The following is a 15,333-nucleotide window of genomic DNA, read 5'->3' as shown; positions in this document are numbered from 1 at the left end:
GGCAGGCGCTTATTCCTTGAGTACGGAGGCCATCTTCTCCAGGTGCTGGCAGGCGCGCAGCACGTACTCATCGGACAGCGCAGCGATGCGCCGGTAGTTGACCTGCTGGCCGGTGGCCTGGGTGTAGAGCTTCAGGGCGTCGGTGGCGTGGCGGAAATGCCGGGCCTCGACGGCGCCGCAGTGAACGCTGAGGAAGCCGGCGATGCGGTTGGCTTCCCCGGCGGGGTAACCGCAGGATTCGCGCAGCCAGTTCTTCCACAGCGGTGTCATCAGGTTGTACTCGCCGGTGTTGAACAGCTCGGTCAGGGCCATCATCTCCAGGGCTTCCACCAGGTTCGGGGCCAGCGGGCGCTTCTCGCCGACCCAGGTGGAGAACTCCTTGGTGATGGGGTTCAGGTACTTGTCCTGCAGGCGCCAGTTGTCCGAGCCGCAGATGGCCGAGGCCATGCGGTGGTAGAGCTTGGAATGGTGGGGATGGCCGTGCATCTCGCCCAGGCCGACGTCCTCGACGATGATCTCGCCGCAGTGCCGGGCCGCCTCCAGCAGCTTGAGCTTATTGTCATCACCGGGCAGGTCCTCGGACTCCTGCAGCAGCCGCACGATGATGCTGGACACCGCATGGGCCGCGCCATCCGGGCTGCGCCAGCCGCAGAAAAAGGTGCACAGCGAGTCCTCGGACCACTTGCGCGAGGTCATGCGCTGGTAGGTCAGGCAGTAGCCGTCCAGCTTGTCGGGGTGGTTTTCAAAGCCCGTCAGCAGGGCCTCCACCAGGTTGCGGTCCTCGACATCCACCAGGGCCTGGTGCACGTAGCCGATGAACTCCTTGCGGGAACTCTCCATGTTTTTCTCCTGTAATTGTTCTTCACTTCACGGACAACAAGATGAACGACGCCGGCCCGGGCCACGGCGGGCTCGGGAACGGGCTTGATCCCCCTGGGGGCTGGGCTGCCGGGAGCCGCTTCAGTCGATGACGATCGCCGAGATGAACTGGGCGAAACGGCCCAGGCCCTCGATCAGTTCCTCATATTCCACGGCGTAGGAAATGCGGATGCAGTGGGGGTCGCCACAACCGGAGCCGGGCACCACCGCGATGTGCGCCTCGGTCAGCAGCAGGTCGGCCAGGTGATCCACATCGCGCACCGCTTCGCCGTGGTAGTAGCCGCCGAGCCGGGAAGAGACATCGATATACAGGTAGAAGGCGCCTTCCGGCGGCGCATAGCTCACCCCTTCCAGGCGGTCGAGGTAGGTGCGTGCGGCGTGCAGCTGGCGTTGCAGGAACGGGTTGACCAGGTCGGCAAAGTGCGACGAATCGGCGTTCAGGGTATTGAGCGCGGCGTACTGGGACAGGCTGCTGGGGTTTGAGGTGGTGTGCCCCTGCAGGTTGTGCATGGCCGCGATCACCGGCGCCGGGGCGCAGGCGTAGCCGACCCGCCAGCCGGTCACCGCCTGGCTCTTGGAGAAGGAATCGATCAGCACCGTCTGCCCTTTCAATGCCGGGCACAGCGCCAGGATGTTGTGGTGCTCGTGGCCTTCGCGCACCAGGCCGCGATAGCACTCGTCGAACATCACCCACAGTTGCCGCTCCTGGGCCAACTGGGCGATGGCCAGCAGTTGCTCGCGTTCATAGACGGTGCCGGTGGGGTTGTTGGGGGTGTTGATGACGATCATCCGGGTGCGCTCGGTGAGCGCGCCACGCACCGCGTCCACCGTCAGCCGGTAGTGGTCGGCGCGGGTCTGGACGCACACCGGGGTGGCGCCGGCCAGGCGGATCTGGGTGGGAAAGGTTTCCCAGTACGGGGTCGGCACTATCACCTCGTCCCCGGGGTTGAGCAGCACCATGCAGGCGTTGTAGAGCGCCTGCTTGGCCCCGGCGGTGACCGCCACTTCATTGGCGGCGAACTCCACCCCGGTGCGCTGGCTGACCCGTTGCGCGAGCTTCTCGCGCAGGGCCGGCAGGCCGATGGGCGGGGTGTAGCGGTTGCGCGCATTAGCGATGGCTTCGATGGCCCCGGCGCGCATGTCCTCGCAGGCATCGAAGGACAATTCGCCGGCGGCGAAATTGATCACCTTGATCCCGCTTTCCTTCAGGGCGTTGGCTTTGCTGCGCATGCTCGAGGTGCCTGGGGCACTGAGGCCCAGCGCACGCTGGGACAAGGAAAAACGGACGGCCGTGGCTTCGCTGCTTGTCATTTTTGTACCTGCGAAAACAATCGGAAAACAGAGTGAACCGAGCCTGTACCCATGCGCCTCCGGCAACCTGGAAAGCTGGTCTAGGCTGGTCGTCTTACATTCTGATGACAGTCGCAAATAGCGGCCAATACTGTTTGCGTCGTGATTGATACTGGAAAAACAAGAAATGCTAGAGCTCCGTCGTCTGCGTTATTTCGTCACCGTTGCCGATGAATTGCACTTCGGCCGCGCCGCCCTGCGCCTGCGGATCGCCCAACCGCCGCTAACCCGGCATATCGCCGCCCTGGAGGCGCGCCTGGGCATCCGCCTGTTCGAACGCTCGACCCGCACCGTGTGCCTGACCCCGGAGGGCGAACTGTTCCTGCAGCAGGCCCGGGGGGTGATCAGTGCCGTCGGCGAGGCCGAGGCCACCGCGCGCAAGATCGCCCATGGCGCCATCGGCCGTATCGTCATCGGCTATGCCAGCTCGATTCCCCTGTCCAACGCTTTCTCCGAGATGATCCGCAACACCAGCCGCAGCCTGCCGGAGGTGGAGCTGGCGTTTCGCGAGGTGTCCACCGCCAGCCAGCGCCAGCAGTTGATCGATGGCAGCCTGGATATCGGCTTTGGCTGGGGGGCGCCCAACTTGCCGGCCCACGGTTTGCAGTCGCTGGTGAGTTCGCGCGATTCCCTGGTGGTGGCGGTACCGTCGCGCAGCGCTTTCGCCGGCAGGAGCAGCCTGGGGTTTTGCGAACTGGCGGGGGAATCCTTCGTGACCTTTCCCAGCGCCTACGGATCGGCCCTGAACACCGCCCTGGAGGACCTCTGCGCCCACAGCGGGATCATCCCGCGCCTGGGGCCCACGGCGTCACAGATGACCACCCTGGTGTCCCTGGTGGCGGCGGAGCGCGGGGTGGCCGTGGTGCCCGACTACACCGCGACCCTGCAGCGTCCCGGGGTGGTCTATGTGCCGCTGGCCGAGCCCTATGTGCTGGAACAGACGGTCAGTTGGCGCACGCCCCTGGGGTCGCGCTGCCTGGAGCGCTTCGTCGAACTGGCCAGGACCCTGGCAGCGCCGCTGCCGGCCCCTGCCGCGGGGCCCGAATGGCGCCTGCGCGGCTAGCGCTCCACCAGCAAGCAGCAGGCCCGGACAATCCCGCTCCGGGCCTGCGCTTTCAGGGCATTGGCGGGACCTCAGCCGGGGCTGGGCAAGGACCGGGCGTCGGCGTCCAGGCCACGCTGCACGTACCAGGACAGCGGCAGGGTCAGCAGCAGGGTCGCGGCCAGGGCCATCACCGCCAGGGGAATCCCGGTGACGTCGCCGAGGCTGCCGAACAGCACCGGCGCCAGTGCCCCGCCGCCGATGGTGCCGGTGTAGAACAGCGAGAACGCCTGCTCGCGCTTGCCCGCCCCCGCCAGGTCCGGCACCGCGCCATAGAGCACCGACGAGGTGCCGTTCAGCGCCAGCCCCAGCAGCGGCAGCATCACCATCAACCCCACATAGGGCAGGAACACCGCCAGCACGATCAGGCTGGCGGTGGTGAACTCGGTGATCCACACGGTCTTCATCATGCCGATGCGCGCCCCGAGGTAACCGCACAGCAGCTTGCCGAAAGCGCCACCGACGAACAGCAGGGTCAGGGCCAGGCCGATACCGGCGGTGCCGGCGCCCTTGGCCTTGAGCAGGAACGGCAGGAAGGTCAGGAAACCCATGCGTACCGCACTGTCCAGGGTGCCGGTGAGGATCAGTGCCCGCAGGCCGCCGACCGAGCCCTGGCCCTTGACCGTCTTCGGCGCCTTTTCCTGCATGGCCAGGGTCGCCGCCCGGGACGGGATCAGCCACCACAGCGCCAGCGCAGCGGCCAGCCCCAGGAGGCCGATCAGGGTCACGCTGGCACGCCAGCTGATCACGGTCAGCAGCAGCCCCACCAACCCGGGAATCAGGGTCTTGCCGATGTCCCCGGCGAAGTTGTACTGGGACAGCGCTTCCTTGACCCCGCCGCCAGCCTCGTGGGTGTCGGTGATGATCGAGGACGCCAGCGGGTGCTGGGTACTGGCCCCCAGGCCGCCCAGCAGCAGCGCCAGGAGCAGCACCCCCAGCCCCCCGGCCTGCCCCGCCAGCAGGTAGGCCAGCCCGGCCAGGGCAGTGCCACCCACCAGCAGGCGCTCGCGCCCCCAGCGCTTGGCTCCACGGCTGGCCAGCAACTGGAAGCCGGCCATCATCCCGGAATAGGCACCGCGCAGCAGGCCGATCTGGGCGTAGCTCATGGCGAACTGCGCCTGCCAGATCGGCAGCAGTACATAGATCACGTCAGTCAGGCCGTCATGCACCGCGTGGGCGCCGCAACCGGCCACCAGGGAACGGCGGCGCACCGACACATCGGACGCCGGCAATGCCTCCGGGGAGGCGTGATGTTTCAGGTCATTCATTGTCGAGGCAGGCTGCAAAATGAAAAGGAAGGGTCAATCAGCAACAGGATAGGCGAGCCTGGGTCAGCCACAAGCCCCGTTGCCGGGGCCGGGCCGGAGCCATCAACGCAACAGCTGGGCACAGTCGCGCATTACCCGAGCCTTGCGCTGCAGGTATTCGGCGAAGATTTCCCGCGCGGCCTGCGGGTCGACCCGCACCTGCATGGCATCGACGAACTCGTTGACCGCCGCCACCGCATGGGCGAAGTGATTGCTCTCGGTGCCGCCGGTGTGCACCGTGACCCAGGCCACGGTGGTGCGCGCCTTCTCTGCCGGCACCCCCATGTCGCGGACGAACCACTGCTTGTACAGCGGGTGGATAAACTCCACTTCGCCGTGGGTGTAGACCTCGTGGATCAGGGTGGTCAGCAGGCCCTGCAGCAGGTCGCGGTCACGCAGGCGGCGAAAATCCGTCCAGTCCTTGAAGCCCTGGGCCGAGGGCAGGCAGTTTTCCTTGAGCAGCCACTGGTCATCGCCGCAGATCGGCGTGGCCATGTTGTAGAACAGGTCCGAATGCAGGGTATTGCCCAGGGCGCCCAGGTCTTCATCGGTGATCCGCTGCAGGCTGCCGCAGGCCCGGTACAGGCCGTCGGCGGCTTCCGAGCCCTGCCCGGAGCGGGCCAGCAAGGTGATGCGGTTGGCCAGCCCGGACACACTGGTGGCGGAGTTGTTGGTCTTCGACCAGCTGGCGAAGAACTTGCGCAGCACCGCCGGCTCGTGGCGACGGGAGGTGAGCTTCTCGAAGGCATGCTCGATGTCCACCAGGGCGCCCTCTTCGCTCCAGAACGCCTCGAACAGCGCATGCTTCAAGACACTGGCCGGCATGTCGTTCAACACAGGTTCGACAATCTTCAGCAACTGGCTCTGCCGGGTCAGTACGTTATTCATGGTCACCTCACGTATTCCTTGTTGGATGATGAATCTATCGGGTTGGACGGTTCGCGAGCCGCGACCGGGGTTTGGGGTTCGAGGGGCTTCCAGCCGCCCCAGGCAATCAGCAGCGACAGCAGTTGGAACAGCACGATCAGCGCCACGCAGCCCTGCCAGCCCCAGTGGCTCCAGAGCAGGGCCGGGACCACGGCGCCAAAACTGCCGCCCAGGTAGTAGCAGGTCAGGTACAGGCCCACGGCGCCGGCCTTGTTGTGGCGGGCGGTGGCGGTGGTAAAGGAGTTGGCGGCGGCCTGGGCCAGGAACACCCCGGTGGAACTCAGGGCCAGGCCCAGCACGATCAGCCACAGCGACGGCAGCAGGGTCAGGGCCGAACCGCAGACCCCGAGCAACGCCGCAGCCACCAGCAGCTCGGCCTGGGGCCGCGACTTGCTCAGGCGCCCGGCGATGGGGATCACCACCAGGGCCAGCAGGAACACGCTGTAGATCGCGCCCAGGGCTGCGGCCCCCAGGTCGAACGGCGCCTGGCTCAGGTAGAGCCCGGCGTAGGTAAAGGTGGCCACTTGCGAGAACAGCACGCAGAAGCCCACGCCGTAGGCTGCCAGCAAGGGCCGCCGGCACAGCTCGCGCAGGGCACTGAGGCCGCCGGATGCCCGGGGCGCGGTCAGGGGCGGGTTGGCCGGCAGCAGCAAATGAATGGCCACGCCGATCAGCAGGCTCAGGCCCGCGAGCAAGGCAAAGGCTTCGCGCCAGCCCACGTATTCGGTCATGAAACCGGTGACAAAACGCCCGGCAAAGCCGCCCAGCACGGTGCCGGCGACATACAGGCTGGTGACTTCGGTCACGGTGCCGCCGCTCCAGCGGTCGCCGATGTAGGCCACGCTGGTGGCAAACACCACCGGGATCAGCATGCCCTCCACCAGGCGCCAGACCAGCAGCTGGGTAAAACTGCCGGCATAGGCCGCCAGCCCCGCCGGCACCGCCAGCAACAGCGCGGCCACCACAATCACCCGGCGCTGATCGAAACGCCCGGTAAAGCGGCTGACAAAGGGCGCAGTGAGGGCCACCGCCAGGGTGGTGACGGTGATGCTCCAGCCGGCTTCCCGGATGCTCACCTGAAAGCTCTGGGCAAATTCCTGGAGAATGCCCTGGGTCGCATACAGGTTGAGAAATGCCGCACAACCACACAGAAACAGGGCGATGCGCGCACAATGCTGACGCGAATTCATGAAACCTCTCGTTTTATGACCAAAGGCCTTTATAAAATACGTCGCCAAGCCAAGACCAATACCGAATTCTGACCGATCAATACCCAGGGAACAGGATGCTCGATCTACGCAAGTTGCGTTATTTTCTGACGGTCGCCGAAGAGCTGCATTTTGGTCGCGCCGCCCTGCGCCTGCACCTGGCGCAACCGCCGCTGACCCGGCAGATTTCGGCCCTGGAAACCGAACTGGGGTTTCGCCTGTTCGACCGCACCAGCCGCACCGTGACCCTCACCGCCCAGGGCCGGCATTTCCTGCCGTACGCCCGGGCCGTGCTGGAACAGGTGGACCTGGCCCAGGTCATGGCCGGCAAGCTGGCTGCAGGTTGCGCCGGGCAACTGGCCCTGGGCTACGCCAGTTCCATCGCCCTCTCGGACTTGTTCAGCCAGGCGATCCAGGCCTTCGCCCAGCGCTTCCCGGACGTGCAATTGACCCTGGTGGAAGGTGCTTCGGTCAGCCAGTGGTCGCAGATTGTCGACGGGCGCATCGACATCGGCATGAGCCGCATGCAACCGCCGAGCGAGCAGAGCGATATCCAGTCCCTGTCCCTGGGGGACGAACCGCTGGTGGCGGCGATCTCCAGCGACAGCCCCCTGGCCGCGCAGGCGCAAGTGACTCTGGCCGAGCTTAGCGAGCATCCGCTGATCCTGTTTCCCGCCGACTACGGCTCGGGGCTCAACGAAGCCATCGAACAACTCTACCGACGCAACGGCCTGCCATTGCGCCCGGGCCCCAGCGGCCGGCAGATCACCTCGATCATCGCCCTGGTCGCCGCCGGCCAGGGCATTGCCCTGGTGCCCCGCTGCACCCAGACCCTGGCGAAAAAAGGCGTGACTTACCGCCCCCTCGCCGACCCCAGCGCCACCGCCCAGTTGCTGGTACTGACCCGCAAGCAGGGCCGCAGCCAGTTGGTGGAAGCCTTCATGGGGGTGCTCGACGAGTTGCTGCAAGCCCAATAACAAATCGAAGAACGGTAAACAAATGGCGATCAACCCCAGTCCACCCGGCGCCAAGTAGCTTTGCGCCATCCCAACAACCTTAGCTTCAAGCAGTTGTGAAATGACACCGGATACTGGATAGCTCGAATAAAGAAGCTTGGATAGATGATCGCCCCTGCTGTTTTCAGTGCACATCCGCTTATATGGATATCCCCCTGATGGCCTGGATTCTCCATAGCCCTTCGACCGTATTGCTGCACCTCCCACTGCGGCACACAATGAAAAATACTCATCATGTGGCTAGCCTTTATTAACAATGAAGCCCTTAATAATATCCTTCGTCATCATCGCGCCAACTGACGACAGATGATTGTCATCCTCGTAATATGATTTCGAATTACCCCCCAAGTAACACACGTCATTATTACAAAATGCACTATCCAAATTGACTACCGACACTCCAGCCAAACCATCCAGTTTAGAAAACACAAACCTTGTAAAACCCTGAAGCCTGAAATGTTCTTCGCGCCTCACTGACGACGCCAGAAAAAACGTATCAAGATCACCAGACCTGTCACCTGAATAATACCTGTAAGTTGCAATTACCGGGTTTACTTTTTGCTGTGGAGCCTGTTCGACTATGAATACTTCCACACCCAGCTTTCTGTATTCAGAAACAGTTTTTTCGATTGACCTAGCAAATTCTTCACGACTATCCTTTTTTGTGCGTGCCCCTGTTTTATTTGAGCCCAGAAAGAAAACGCCACTGCCTTTATAGCTTCCATCTGTATAAAGCGTCCACCTGGAAACCAAAAAAACTTTTTTTATATTATTCTCTTTAACGTATTTGATCTGGCGTTTGGCAATATCAGCACAAACCCCGTATGCAAAGTTCCCATTTAGGACATCAACACCTAAAAGCGGAGGACAGCCTCCCAGGCCAAGATGAACCACTCCCAAATGCAACTCCTTAGCAATGGAGTTAAACGGATTCAACATCGTTTCCGAATGGCTATCACCAAAAACAGCAATCGTAGGGACTGCAGACAAGTCACCCACTTTACAAAAATCAACGTCTTTACCTTTTAAATCCCTATCAACATCGCAATCTTTTCGAGGACTATTGCTTGCAAATGAATCTTTGACTTCTTCAGGTACTGCTGCTCGGCCAGGAAATCCGCTATTCACTACTATCAGCAGCCCAATCGAAACGAGAACTGCACCACCTCCTGCACCGAATAAGAACACCCCGCTTCGATTAATTTTATTTCTATTTCTAAATGGGACTTCAATGTACCTCCAACTCAAATATGCACAAACGAAAGTAGCAAGAATGATCGCCAATAAAGTAGTTGCTCCAGGTTCCTCCGCAGCCCCGTACCTTGCAAACGCTAATATGGGCTGGTGCCACAGGTATGCGCTGTAGCTTATCAAGCCAAAAAAAACAAATATCTTATTACCTAAAAATTTGCCAACCCACGTTTCAGATGTTGAAAATACAATAATCATTGCCGCACCAAAGGTTGGCAACAATGCATAGACTCCAGGAAACGGAGTATCACCGGTGAATTTAAATATGGAATAGAATATAAAAGAAAGACCAACACACCCCATAATTTCCGAGAGAAATCCAGGTAGAAAGAAACGATCTTCCTTTGACAAATAGAATGCTGCAAGAGACCCAACGAGCAGTTCCCAAGCTCTAGTTGGAAGCCAGTAGAATGTAGCACCTGGCTTATTTAAAGAGCCCCATTGCGCTGTAAAAAAACTAAGCCCCAACATCAAAATCAAAAGCCAAACAATGGACTTTTTACTAACCCTCCAAGCAACAATAAGAAAAACCGGAAAAAATAAATAATACTGCTCTTCTACTGCAAGACTCCAAGTATGCAACAATGGTTTCAAATCAGAAGCTATATCAAAATATCCAGCCTTGCTCCAAAAAAACATATTTGATACAAATGCCACAACAGAAACAAGACTTTCACCAAAATCTACCAACTCACGAGGCGCCAATATAAACCATGACAACACCGAACAAACAAACATAACAAAAAATAAAGCCGGCAAAATTCTACGAGCTCTACGCTCATAAAAATCCAGAATAGAGAATTTACCGCTTTCAAGATCGCTCCTTATTATTGTAGTTATCAAATAACCACTAATAACAAAGAATATATCAACCCCTATAAACCCACCACTAAACAAAGGAAACCCAGCATGAAACAAAATAACTGGAATTACCGCAATTGCTCTCAAACCATCAACTTCGGCACGATAATTCAAAAAACCCCCTTCTTAACTTGCGCTGAATAGCAGTACAACCCCATAAAAAAACAACCACAACACTTTAGAAAAAACAACAACTTAAAGCCTTTATAAAAATTTGGCATTTTTTCCGGCGCGTATTCTGCCAGATTTTTGCCTGCTCCGCTGTAACAATGAGAGAGGATCAGTTGCTAGAAATCTCTCTACTACGCGGCTTCAACCACCCCCCCCATGCTTAAAGCCTGATCAACATACGCCACTGAACCTCTCACTCTCGGATTAACAGGCGTGAACAACGCGACAAACAGCAAGGTTGCTTGCTCACCCAAAGGGCCTCATAGAAATTGCTGCTTGGGTTACGCTACGCTCTGACGGGTTTTCATCTGTAATCTTTAGGCACCTAGCAACAGCGTAATCCACACCAACTTCAGCAAAAAATACCAACTCTCCGACCTGAAAAGACTGTCAGCTCGCAAAAGGGATATATCCTTGGCGGTCCGGGCCCAAGTAAAAAGACACACGTAGTAATGTATTCACACCGTCCTCAGTACCTGTCGAAGCCTTTTCCGATGACCAAGAAACACCCGGCGGACACCAACGCCGCCACAGCCGCTGACATCGAACGCTCTATTCAAGCCCTCAATAAAATGGCGGAACGCCTGTGGGGGGACGGTCGAGAAGTCGAGGCAAAGGCTCTCCTGGACGCCCTGGATGGGTTAAACAGGGCACTGGACCGAATCAGAATTGGCGAAAGCCGCAGGCTCAAGACACTCCATTGAAATAGCCACGGCACACCAACCTGGCGTGGAGGTCGGTCAAGAAAGCTCAAGGCTTCGGCATTTACCGAGGCCCAAATAACCTGAAGTGAATGCAAAAGCCCAACCCAGCCCCCGGACTTTGTGCACTCGCCCTGCTCGTCGACGCAGCAGACGCCAGGAAATCGATCTGCCGCCGACTCCACCGCTGGTGGATCGACCAAGTACAGGGCTTCAGGAGCCTGGAATGCCAAGCAACCCTCTCCATCCCTATCCGGCAAACAATGTGAAATTCTTCACAGTTATGGAGCGCCAGGGTTGAAGGTCAATAATTGACCAAATTATATTTTTTCTCACCCGAGCGCTCATTTCTAATACGGATATTGTTCTGCGCCAGCTCGGGCCTCTCTGTGCGCAGGCAATCAAACATTGAGGTTTGCCATGCGTCTCTCCAAACTCGTGCCAGTCACCGCTCTGTTCAGCCTGTTCGCCCTGAATGCCCACGCCGCCGACCTGAGCGCCCTGACAGGCGCCCTTGGATCGGTTCTAGGGGGGGCCAACAACACCACGGCCAATGCAAACAACACCTCCTGCCAGCAACAGATCCGCGACCTGCAGGCAAACATCAATGCTGCCAATGCCAAGGGTGACACCTTGCGAGCGAATGCCTTTCAGGCAGCCCTGACGCAGACCAACAAAAGCTGCAGCGGTACCAACTACAACGCTCAGGCTCAGGTGGACACCAACTCCCAGCGCCAGCAGAACATGAACAAGGCCGCAGATGCGATTAACGCCATTGGAGGCCTGTTCAAATAAATCGGAATGCCCTCTGCAAAGGCCCGCGATTGCGGGCTTTTTTCTGCCAGTCCAAGAGGCGGCGGTTACTCGACCAAGGCGAATTCGTCATCCAAGTCAGCGAGCGACAAAGAATCCAGCCTCTCCCAAAAAAAGCGAATGTTGCTGTCCAGTGGAGACAACGGATTCAAGTTCGTTGAAATGCCCTGCAGCGCATCAGCAAAGTGGGTTGCCGATCGTATGAATGATTCGCTAGGGAAAAGAACCTCGGTCAGCGAGACTCGACCCTGGCCAGAGAAGTAGCTGCTAACGCTGTTGCCTGGCTTTGTACCGGTCCTGCCAGACACTGAAGTAAAAGGCGATAGCAAGCGAGAAAGAGGAAGAGAGGCCATCAACAAAGCATCGATCAGGATGCTGACACGAGCCTGCACTGGCAGTGCCAAGGAGGAAAACGAGGCCCTCCCTGCAAATGTCCCAGACATGAAAAAGCCCAACCTGTGAAGATTGGGCTAAATCATTGAAAAATATGGTCGGGACGAAGTGATTCGAACACTCGCCCCCTAGCACCCCATGCTGGGGCCCATAGATCAATAACTCATTGTTTTAAAATAAATAACCACAAAAAAGTTCCCGACAAAAAACCATCTTTTCTGTGCTTATGCAAACGAAAATACGTGGGCTCCAGCGTAGGTTTTGCGCACACCATCTCCGGCGTTCTGCCGAATAAGTACCCCCACCTCACCTACAGCTCGTCGGCGCAAATCGCGCGCCGCTTAAGCCTCTATTACTGCATGTACATACAGCATTGGATTCGAGGTAGTACCGTGCATACCGAAGACAACACAGACGATTGGCTGGGCATTCCCACGCTCCTGGAAACTGCCCGGCAGCATGCCTTGCTGCTTGAAAATGAAGTGGCAGAGCTGAACCTGCAGCTGCGCGCAGCCCGGGAAAACATCTACAAGCTGGTCAATATGCAAGCGCAGACCGAGAGGGACCGCGACGATGCCCTGGCGAGGCTGCGTGAAAAGGCTGGTGAAGCTTCGCAGTTGCGGAAGAAAGTCAGCGACCTTGAGTTGACGGTGCGTAGCAAGGACCGGGCAAATGAGGATCTACGCAGGCAGATACCTGGAGGGTCAAAGCGACACCTCCGTTGATTTAGGAGAGTGAGAGCAAATAGTCTCCAAACCCATCTCTGCACCTGCTTTCCTTCCGAGCGCTCGTAATTACACTATTTGAGGCCGTCCAGACTATGCGAGCTCCCGAGCGCTCCAAATCCCGGATCAGATTCACGTCTTCATGAGCCTCCAGGTGCTTGAAGCCGCCAGCCCCGGTGTAGGCATTTGCACAGACGCCCATATTGGCACCATGAATGTGCCTGTGTCCTTCTACATGCTGATAAAGGCTCTCATATCTAGCTCTTGCCCTGACAGGATGAGCTTCCCAGGTATCAACTGTGACGGTACCGCATACTGCATCGGCACCAAACTGCACCTGGCGAACAATCCATTCGGGGGCAACGATGGTGTCAGCATCAGTAAACGCTATCCAACGAGCTCCTAAATCAATCAAGTGCCGCGCACCTGCACACCTCGCTCTTCCAACATTGCGCCCTGACGATACCAAGCTCATTACCCCACAGCTGGCGACAATCTCGCTAGTCGAGTCCGTACAGCTATCCAGTACGACCAGTATCCTCACGTCCTCCTGAAGCGATGGATGACAACCGGCCTTAATCACTGACCGGAGGCATTTTTTGATAAAGCGCTCTTCGTTATGCGCCGGGATCACGACGCCAATCATCTGGAGCTCCTTTCATCTCAGGACCTTCTCCGAGCCACCTCTTTGGTAGCCGAATAACGAAAAGACAAAGGAACACGTTCAATTGTTCGAGTTATTTCGCTGACTTGAGCTCTCAAGTCGCCAGAAATTCATCTGTGATGACACAGTCAAAAAAGGATGAACTTACGCGCAGACTGACCTTCTCAAACAACATGGCTGCAGAAGCGGCAGATGAACAAATAAAGTATGCGAAGAGGTCATAATGAAACCGTCACTGAATGCAAAGGAGCCTGAGAAAGACCCTGACCTCCCAATGCAACGTCCCCGCCAATATTGCATACAGAAACACTATGCCAGTCACCTCCACTATGACTTTCGTTTAGAGCTTGATGGATCGCTAAAAAGCTGGGCAATCCCCAAAGGCCCATCACTGGACCCAAGAGTGCGACGACTGGCAGTGCACGTAGAAGATCATTCGCTGGATTACCTATGCTTTGAAGGGAGCATCCCCGCGGGGCAGTACGGGGCTGGTGATGTCATCGTTTGGGATTACGGAGTTTGGCTTCCCGAAGGTGATCCACAAAAAAGCTACGCAAAAGGACAGCTGTATTTTCGCTTAAAAGGAGAAAAACTATCCGGCATGTGGAGGTTGTTCCGCACCCGTCTCGCTGGAAAAAAAGAACAGTGGCTTCTAACGAAATCAAACGACAGTGAAGCCCGCCCGGAAAGTGAATATGACATTCTGATTGAGAAGCCCGGTAGCGTGGCCGACGTGTGCGTCGCAGGCAAGAAGTACCGCAAAGAGAATATAGAGACACCCTGAGTTGAATATCTACAGAACCTTAGCAGCGGACATCTATAGTCTTAGAGTTGCGTACTGCCCCAGGGGCGATCATGTGCGGAAGACTGTCCCAGTACCGATACATCCACGACTTCGTCGCAGCCCTGGGCATGCCTGGGGCCCTGATCAATAGCGTCGGTGATCAACCCCTCGGGCGCTACAACGCCGCGCCGACGATGCAACTCGCCCTCTTCCATGTCGCCGGCGATAAGCTTTATGCAGACCCTGTGACGTGGGGCTGGCGGCCGCATTGGGCTACCGACCGTGCTACAGCGATAAACGCCCGTGTCGAGAAAGTGGCCCATGGGCCTTTCTTCCGCCAGATATGGCCACACCGAGCCATATGCCCAATCGACAACTGGTTTGAATGGCTGGACGACGGCGGCCCGAAGAAGCAGCCCTATTTGATCCGGCACCGGGACGGCTCCCCCATCCTCTGCGCCTCAATTGGACAACTGCCGGCTCCAGACGAAGGTCACGGGGAGCACGACGGTTTTGTGATCATCACCGCCGACAGTGCCGGCGGCATGGTCGATATCCACGACCGCCGGCCGGTAGTGCTTGGGCCGGAACTGGCCTGGGAATGGCTCGATCCGGCCACTCCGAAGGAGCGCGCCGAACAGATGGCGTTACAGCAGGGAGAAGCCGCCGAGACCTTCGAATGGTTCAAGGTGAGCACCGCCGTCGGTAACGTCAAGAATCACGGGCCGGAACTGATCGACCGAGCATGAGCTTGAGCGCGACCGCTCCCTAACTCACTGGATATGAAAAAAGCCCGACTAGGGGAGCCTGCAGAATTCGGAAAAAATCGCACGCTAACGTTTTCCGAGCTGTCGTACCGGCCTGAACTTCCCGCCTTCCAGCTTGCGGCCTGCCGCCAGACGTAATCGCCAGTCAGGTTGATGTGTTCCCAGCCTATATGCGTAATCGAGGGTAAACCTGGGCGGGGGGTGGTGCCCTTTTTGAGAGCTCAAGGTAACGTTTGCGGCCCCAATCGATAACGGCTATGGGCCATTAGCACATCCGTCCTATGTTGACCGCCGTAACTGGCATACCCAAACTATTTTTCTGAACGGCCCTACGCGGCCGAGGACAACAGCCCTCAAGACGATCAGCGATTGGTGATACATCCCGGAACACGAGGGAACGCATCGGGTGAGTAG

13 protein-coding genes and 1 pseudogene are annotated in these 15,333 nt (G+C 58.2%); 7 read left to right on the top strand and 7 right to left on the bottom strand.

Annotation, left to right across the window (positions count from 1 at the left end):
* Positions 1-9 precede the first annotated feature (9 nt).
* Positions 10-840, bottom strand: a complete 831-nt coding sequence (locus AC1RGE_RS00635; RefSeq protein ID WP_015634930.1) for a hypothetical protein — start codon at positions 838-840, stop codon at positions 10-12.
* Between the two features lie 120 nt (positions 841-960).
* On the bottom strand, positions 961-2,190 hold the full coding sequence (locus AC1RGE_RS00630) for a pyridoxal phosphate-dependent aminotransferase (protein WP_019094691.1): 1,230 nt from the start codon (positions 2,188-2,190) through the stop codon (positions 961-963).
* A gap of 166 nt (positions 2,191-2,356) precedes the next feature.
* Between AC1RGE_RS00630 and AC1RGE_RS00625 the strand changes: the two genes are divergently transcribed.
* Positions 2,357-3,292, top strand: a complete 936-nt coding sequence (locus AC1RGE_RS00625) for a LysR substrate-binding domain-containing protein (RefSeq protein ID WP_011060438.1) — start codon at positions 2,357-2,359, stop codon at positions 3,290-3,292.
* 71 nt (positions 3,293-3,363) lie between these two features.
* Here the strand turns inward: AC1RGE_RS00625 and AC1RGE_RS00620 are convergent, their stop codons facing one another.
* The 3 genes from AC1RGE_RS00620 to AC1RGE_RS00610 all read right to left on the bottom strand — a co-directional run bounded on the left by AC1RGE_RS00620 (position 3,364) and on the right by AC1RGE_RS00610 (position 6,755).
* A complete protein-coding gene (locus tag AC1RGE_RS00620; protein ID WP_011060437.1) occupies positions 3,364-4,599 on the bottom strand; it encodes an MFS transporter in 1,236 nt (411 codons plus the stop codon).
* 102 nt (positions 4,600-4,701) lie between these two features.
* On the bottom strand, positions 4,702-5,526 hold the full coding sequence (locus AC1RGE_RS00615) for a hypothetical protein (protein WP_011060436.1): 825 nt from the start codon (positions 5,524-5,526) through the stop codon (positions 4,702-4,704).
* Positions 5,527-5,528: 2 nt separating this feature from the next.
* The gene (locus tag AC1RGE_RS00610; RefSeq protein WP_011060435.1) at positions 5,529-6,755 is read right to left on the bottom strand and encodes an MFS transporter; all 1,227 of its coding nucleotides are present in this window, start codon (positions 6,753-6,755) and stop codon (positions 5,529-5,531) included.
* A gap of 95 nt (positions 6,756-6,850) precedes the next feature.
* Between AC1RGE_RS00610 and AC1RGE_RS00605 the strand changes: the two genes are divergently transcribed.
* On the top strand, positions 6,851-7,750 hold the full coding sequence (locus AC1RGE_RS00605; RefSeq protein WP_103289804.1) for a LysR family transcriptional regulator: 900 nt from the start codon (positions 6,851-6,853) through the stop codon (positions 7,748-7,750).
* Between the two features lie 279 nt (positions 7,751-8,029).
* Here the strand turns inward: AC1RGE_RS00605 and AC1RGE_RS00600 are convergent, their stop codons facing one another.
* Positions 8,030-10,015 carry an acyltransferase family protein gene (locus tag AC1RGE_RS00600; protein ID WP_492582998.1) on the bottom strand — a complete coding sequence of 662 codons (1,986 nt, stop codon included), beginning with the start codon at positions 10,013-10,015 and terminating at the stop codon, positions 8,030-8,032.
* 551 nt (positions 10,016-10,566) lie between these two features.
* Between AC1RGE_RS00600 and AC1RGE_RS00595 the strand changes: the two genes are divergently transcribed.
* From AC1RGE_RS00595 to AC1RGE_RS00585, 3 genes are all read left to right on the top strand, one after another.
* Positions 10,567-10,776, top strand: a complete 210-nt coding sequence (locus AC1RGE_RS00595) for a hypothetical protein (protein ID WP_025130146.1) — start codon at positions 10,567-10,569, stop codon at positions 10,774-10,776.
* A gap of 417 nt (positions 10,777-11,193) precedes the next feature.
* Positions 11,194-11,568, top strand: a complete 375-nt coding sequence (locus tag AC1RGE_RS00590) for a DUF1090 family protein (RefSeq protein ID WP_346624437.1) — start codon at positions 11,194-11,196, stop codon at positions 11,566-11,568.
* 653 nt (positions 11,569-12,221) lie between these two features.
* Complete coding sequence (locus tag AC1RGE_RS00585) at positions 12,222-12,704, top strand: hypothetical protein (RefSeq protein ID WP_492582996.1); 483 nt, start codon at positions 12,222-12,224, stop codon at positions 12,702-12,704.
* Between the two features lies 1 nt (position 12,705).
* On the opposite strand, the gene AC1RGE_RS00580 is transcribed toward AC1RGE_RS00585, so the two are convergent.
* Complete coding sequence (locus tag AC1RGE_RS00580) at positions 12,706-13,350, bottom strand: glycosyltransferase family 2 protein (protein WP_492582994.1); 645 nt, start codon at positions 13,348-13,350, stop codon at positions 12,706-12,708.
* A 241-nt stretch (positions 13,351-13,591) separates the two neighbouring features.
* Between AC1RGE_RS00580 and AC1RGE_RS00575 the strand changes: the two are divergent.
* A pseudogene (locus AC1RGE_RS00575) lies at positions 13,592-14,095 on the top strand (DNA polymerase ligase N-terminal domain-containing protein); the annotation flags it as partial.
* Positions 14,096-14,223: 128 nt separating this feature from the next.
* Positions 14,224-14,901, top strand: coding sequence for an SOS response-associated peptidase family protein (locus tag AC1RGE_RS00570; RefSeq protein ID WP_492582992.1), 678 nt, complete (start codon positions 14,224-14,226; stop codon positions 14,899-14,901).
* Positions 14,902-15,333: the final 432 nt, after the last annotated feature.

This window comes from Pseudomonas sp. GW823-FHT02C05 (assembly GCF_058797595.1).
This window is presented reverse-complemented; position numbering and strand designations above follow the sequence as displayed.

What these genes read in the sequence shown, in the direction of transcription:
- AC1RGE_RS00635 (WP_015634930.1), bottom strand. Translation starts at nt 840, where the DNA reads ATGGAGAGTTCCCGCAAGGAGTTCATCGGCTACGTGCACCAGGCCCTG.
- AC1RGE_RS00630 (WP_019094691.1), bottom strand. Translation starts at nt 2,190, where the DNA reads ATGACAAGCAGCGAAGCCACGGCCGTCCGTTTTTCCTTGTCCCAGCGT.
- AC1RGE_RS00625 (WP_011060438.1), top strand. Translation starts at nt 2,357, where the DNA reads ATGCTAGAGCTCCGTCGTCTGCGTTATTTCGTCACCGTTGCCGATGAA.
- AC1RGE_RS00620 (WP_011060437.1), bottom strand. Translation starts at nt 4,599, where the DNA reads ATGAATGACCTGAAACATCACGCCTCCCCGGAGGCATTGCCGGCGTCC.
- AC1RGE_RS00615 (WP_011060436.1), bottom strand. Translation starts at nt 5,526, where the DNA reads ATGAATAACGTACTGACCCGGCAGAGCCAGTTGCTGAAGATTGTCGAA.
- AC1RGE_RS00610 (WP_011060435.1), bottom strand. Translation starts at nt 6,755, where the DNA reads ATGAATTCGCGTCAGCATTGTGCGCGCATCGCCCTGTTTCTGTGTGGT.
- AC1RGE_RS00605 (WP_103289804.1), top strand. Translation starts at nt 6,851, where the DNA reads ATGCTCGATCTACGCAAGTTGCGTTATTTTCTGACGGTCGCCGAAGAG.
- AC1RGE_RS00595 (WP_025130146.1), top strand. Translation starts at nt 10,567, where the DNA reads ATGACCAAGAAACACCCGGCGGACACCAACGCCGCCACAGCCGCTGAC.
- AC1RGE_RS00590 (WP_346624437.1), top strand. Translation starts at nt 11,194, where the DNA reads ATGCGTCTCTCCAAACTCGTGCCAGTCACCGCTCTGTTCAGCCTGTTC.
- AC1RGE_RS00580 (WP_492582994.1), bottom strand. Translation starts at nt 13,350, where the DNA reads ATGATTGGCGTCGTGATCCCGGCGCATAACGAAGAGCGCTTTATCAAA.
- AC1RGE_RS00570 (WP_492582992.1), top strand. Translation starts at nt 14,224, where the DNA reads ATGTGCGGAAGACTGTCCCAGTACCGATACATCCACGACTTCGTCGCA.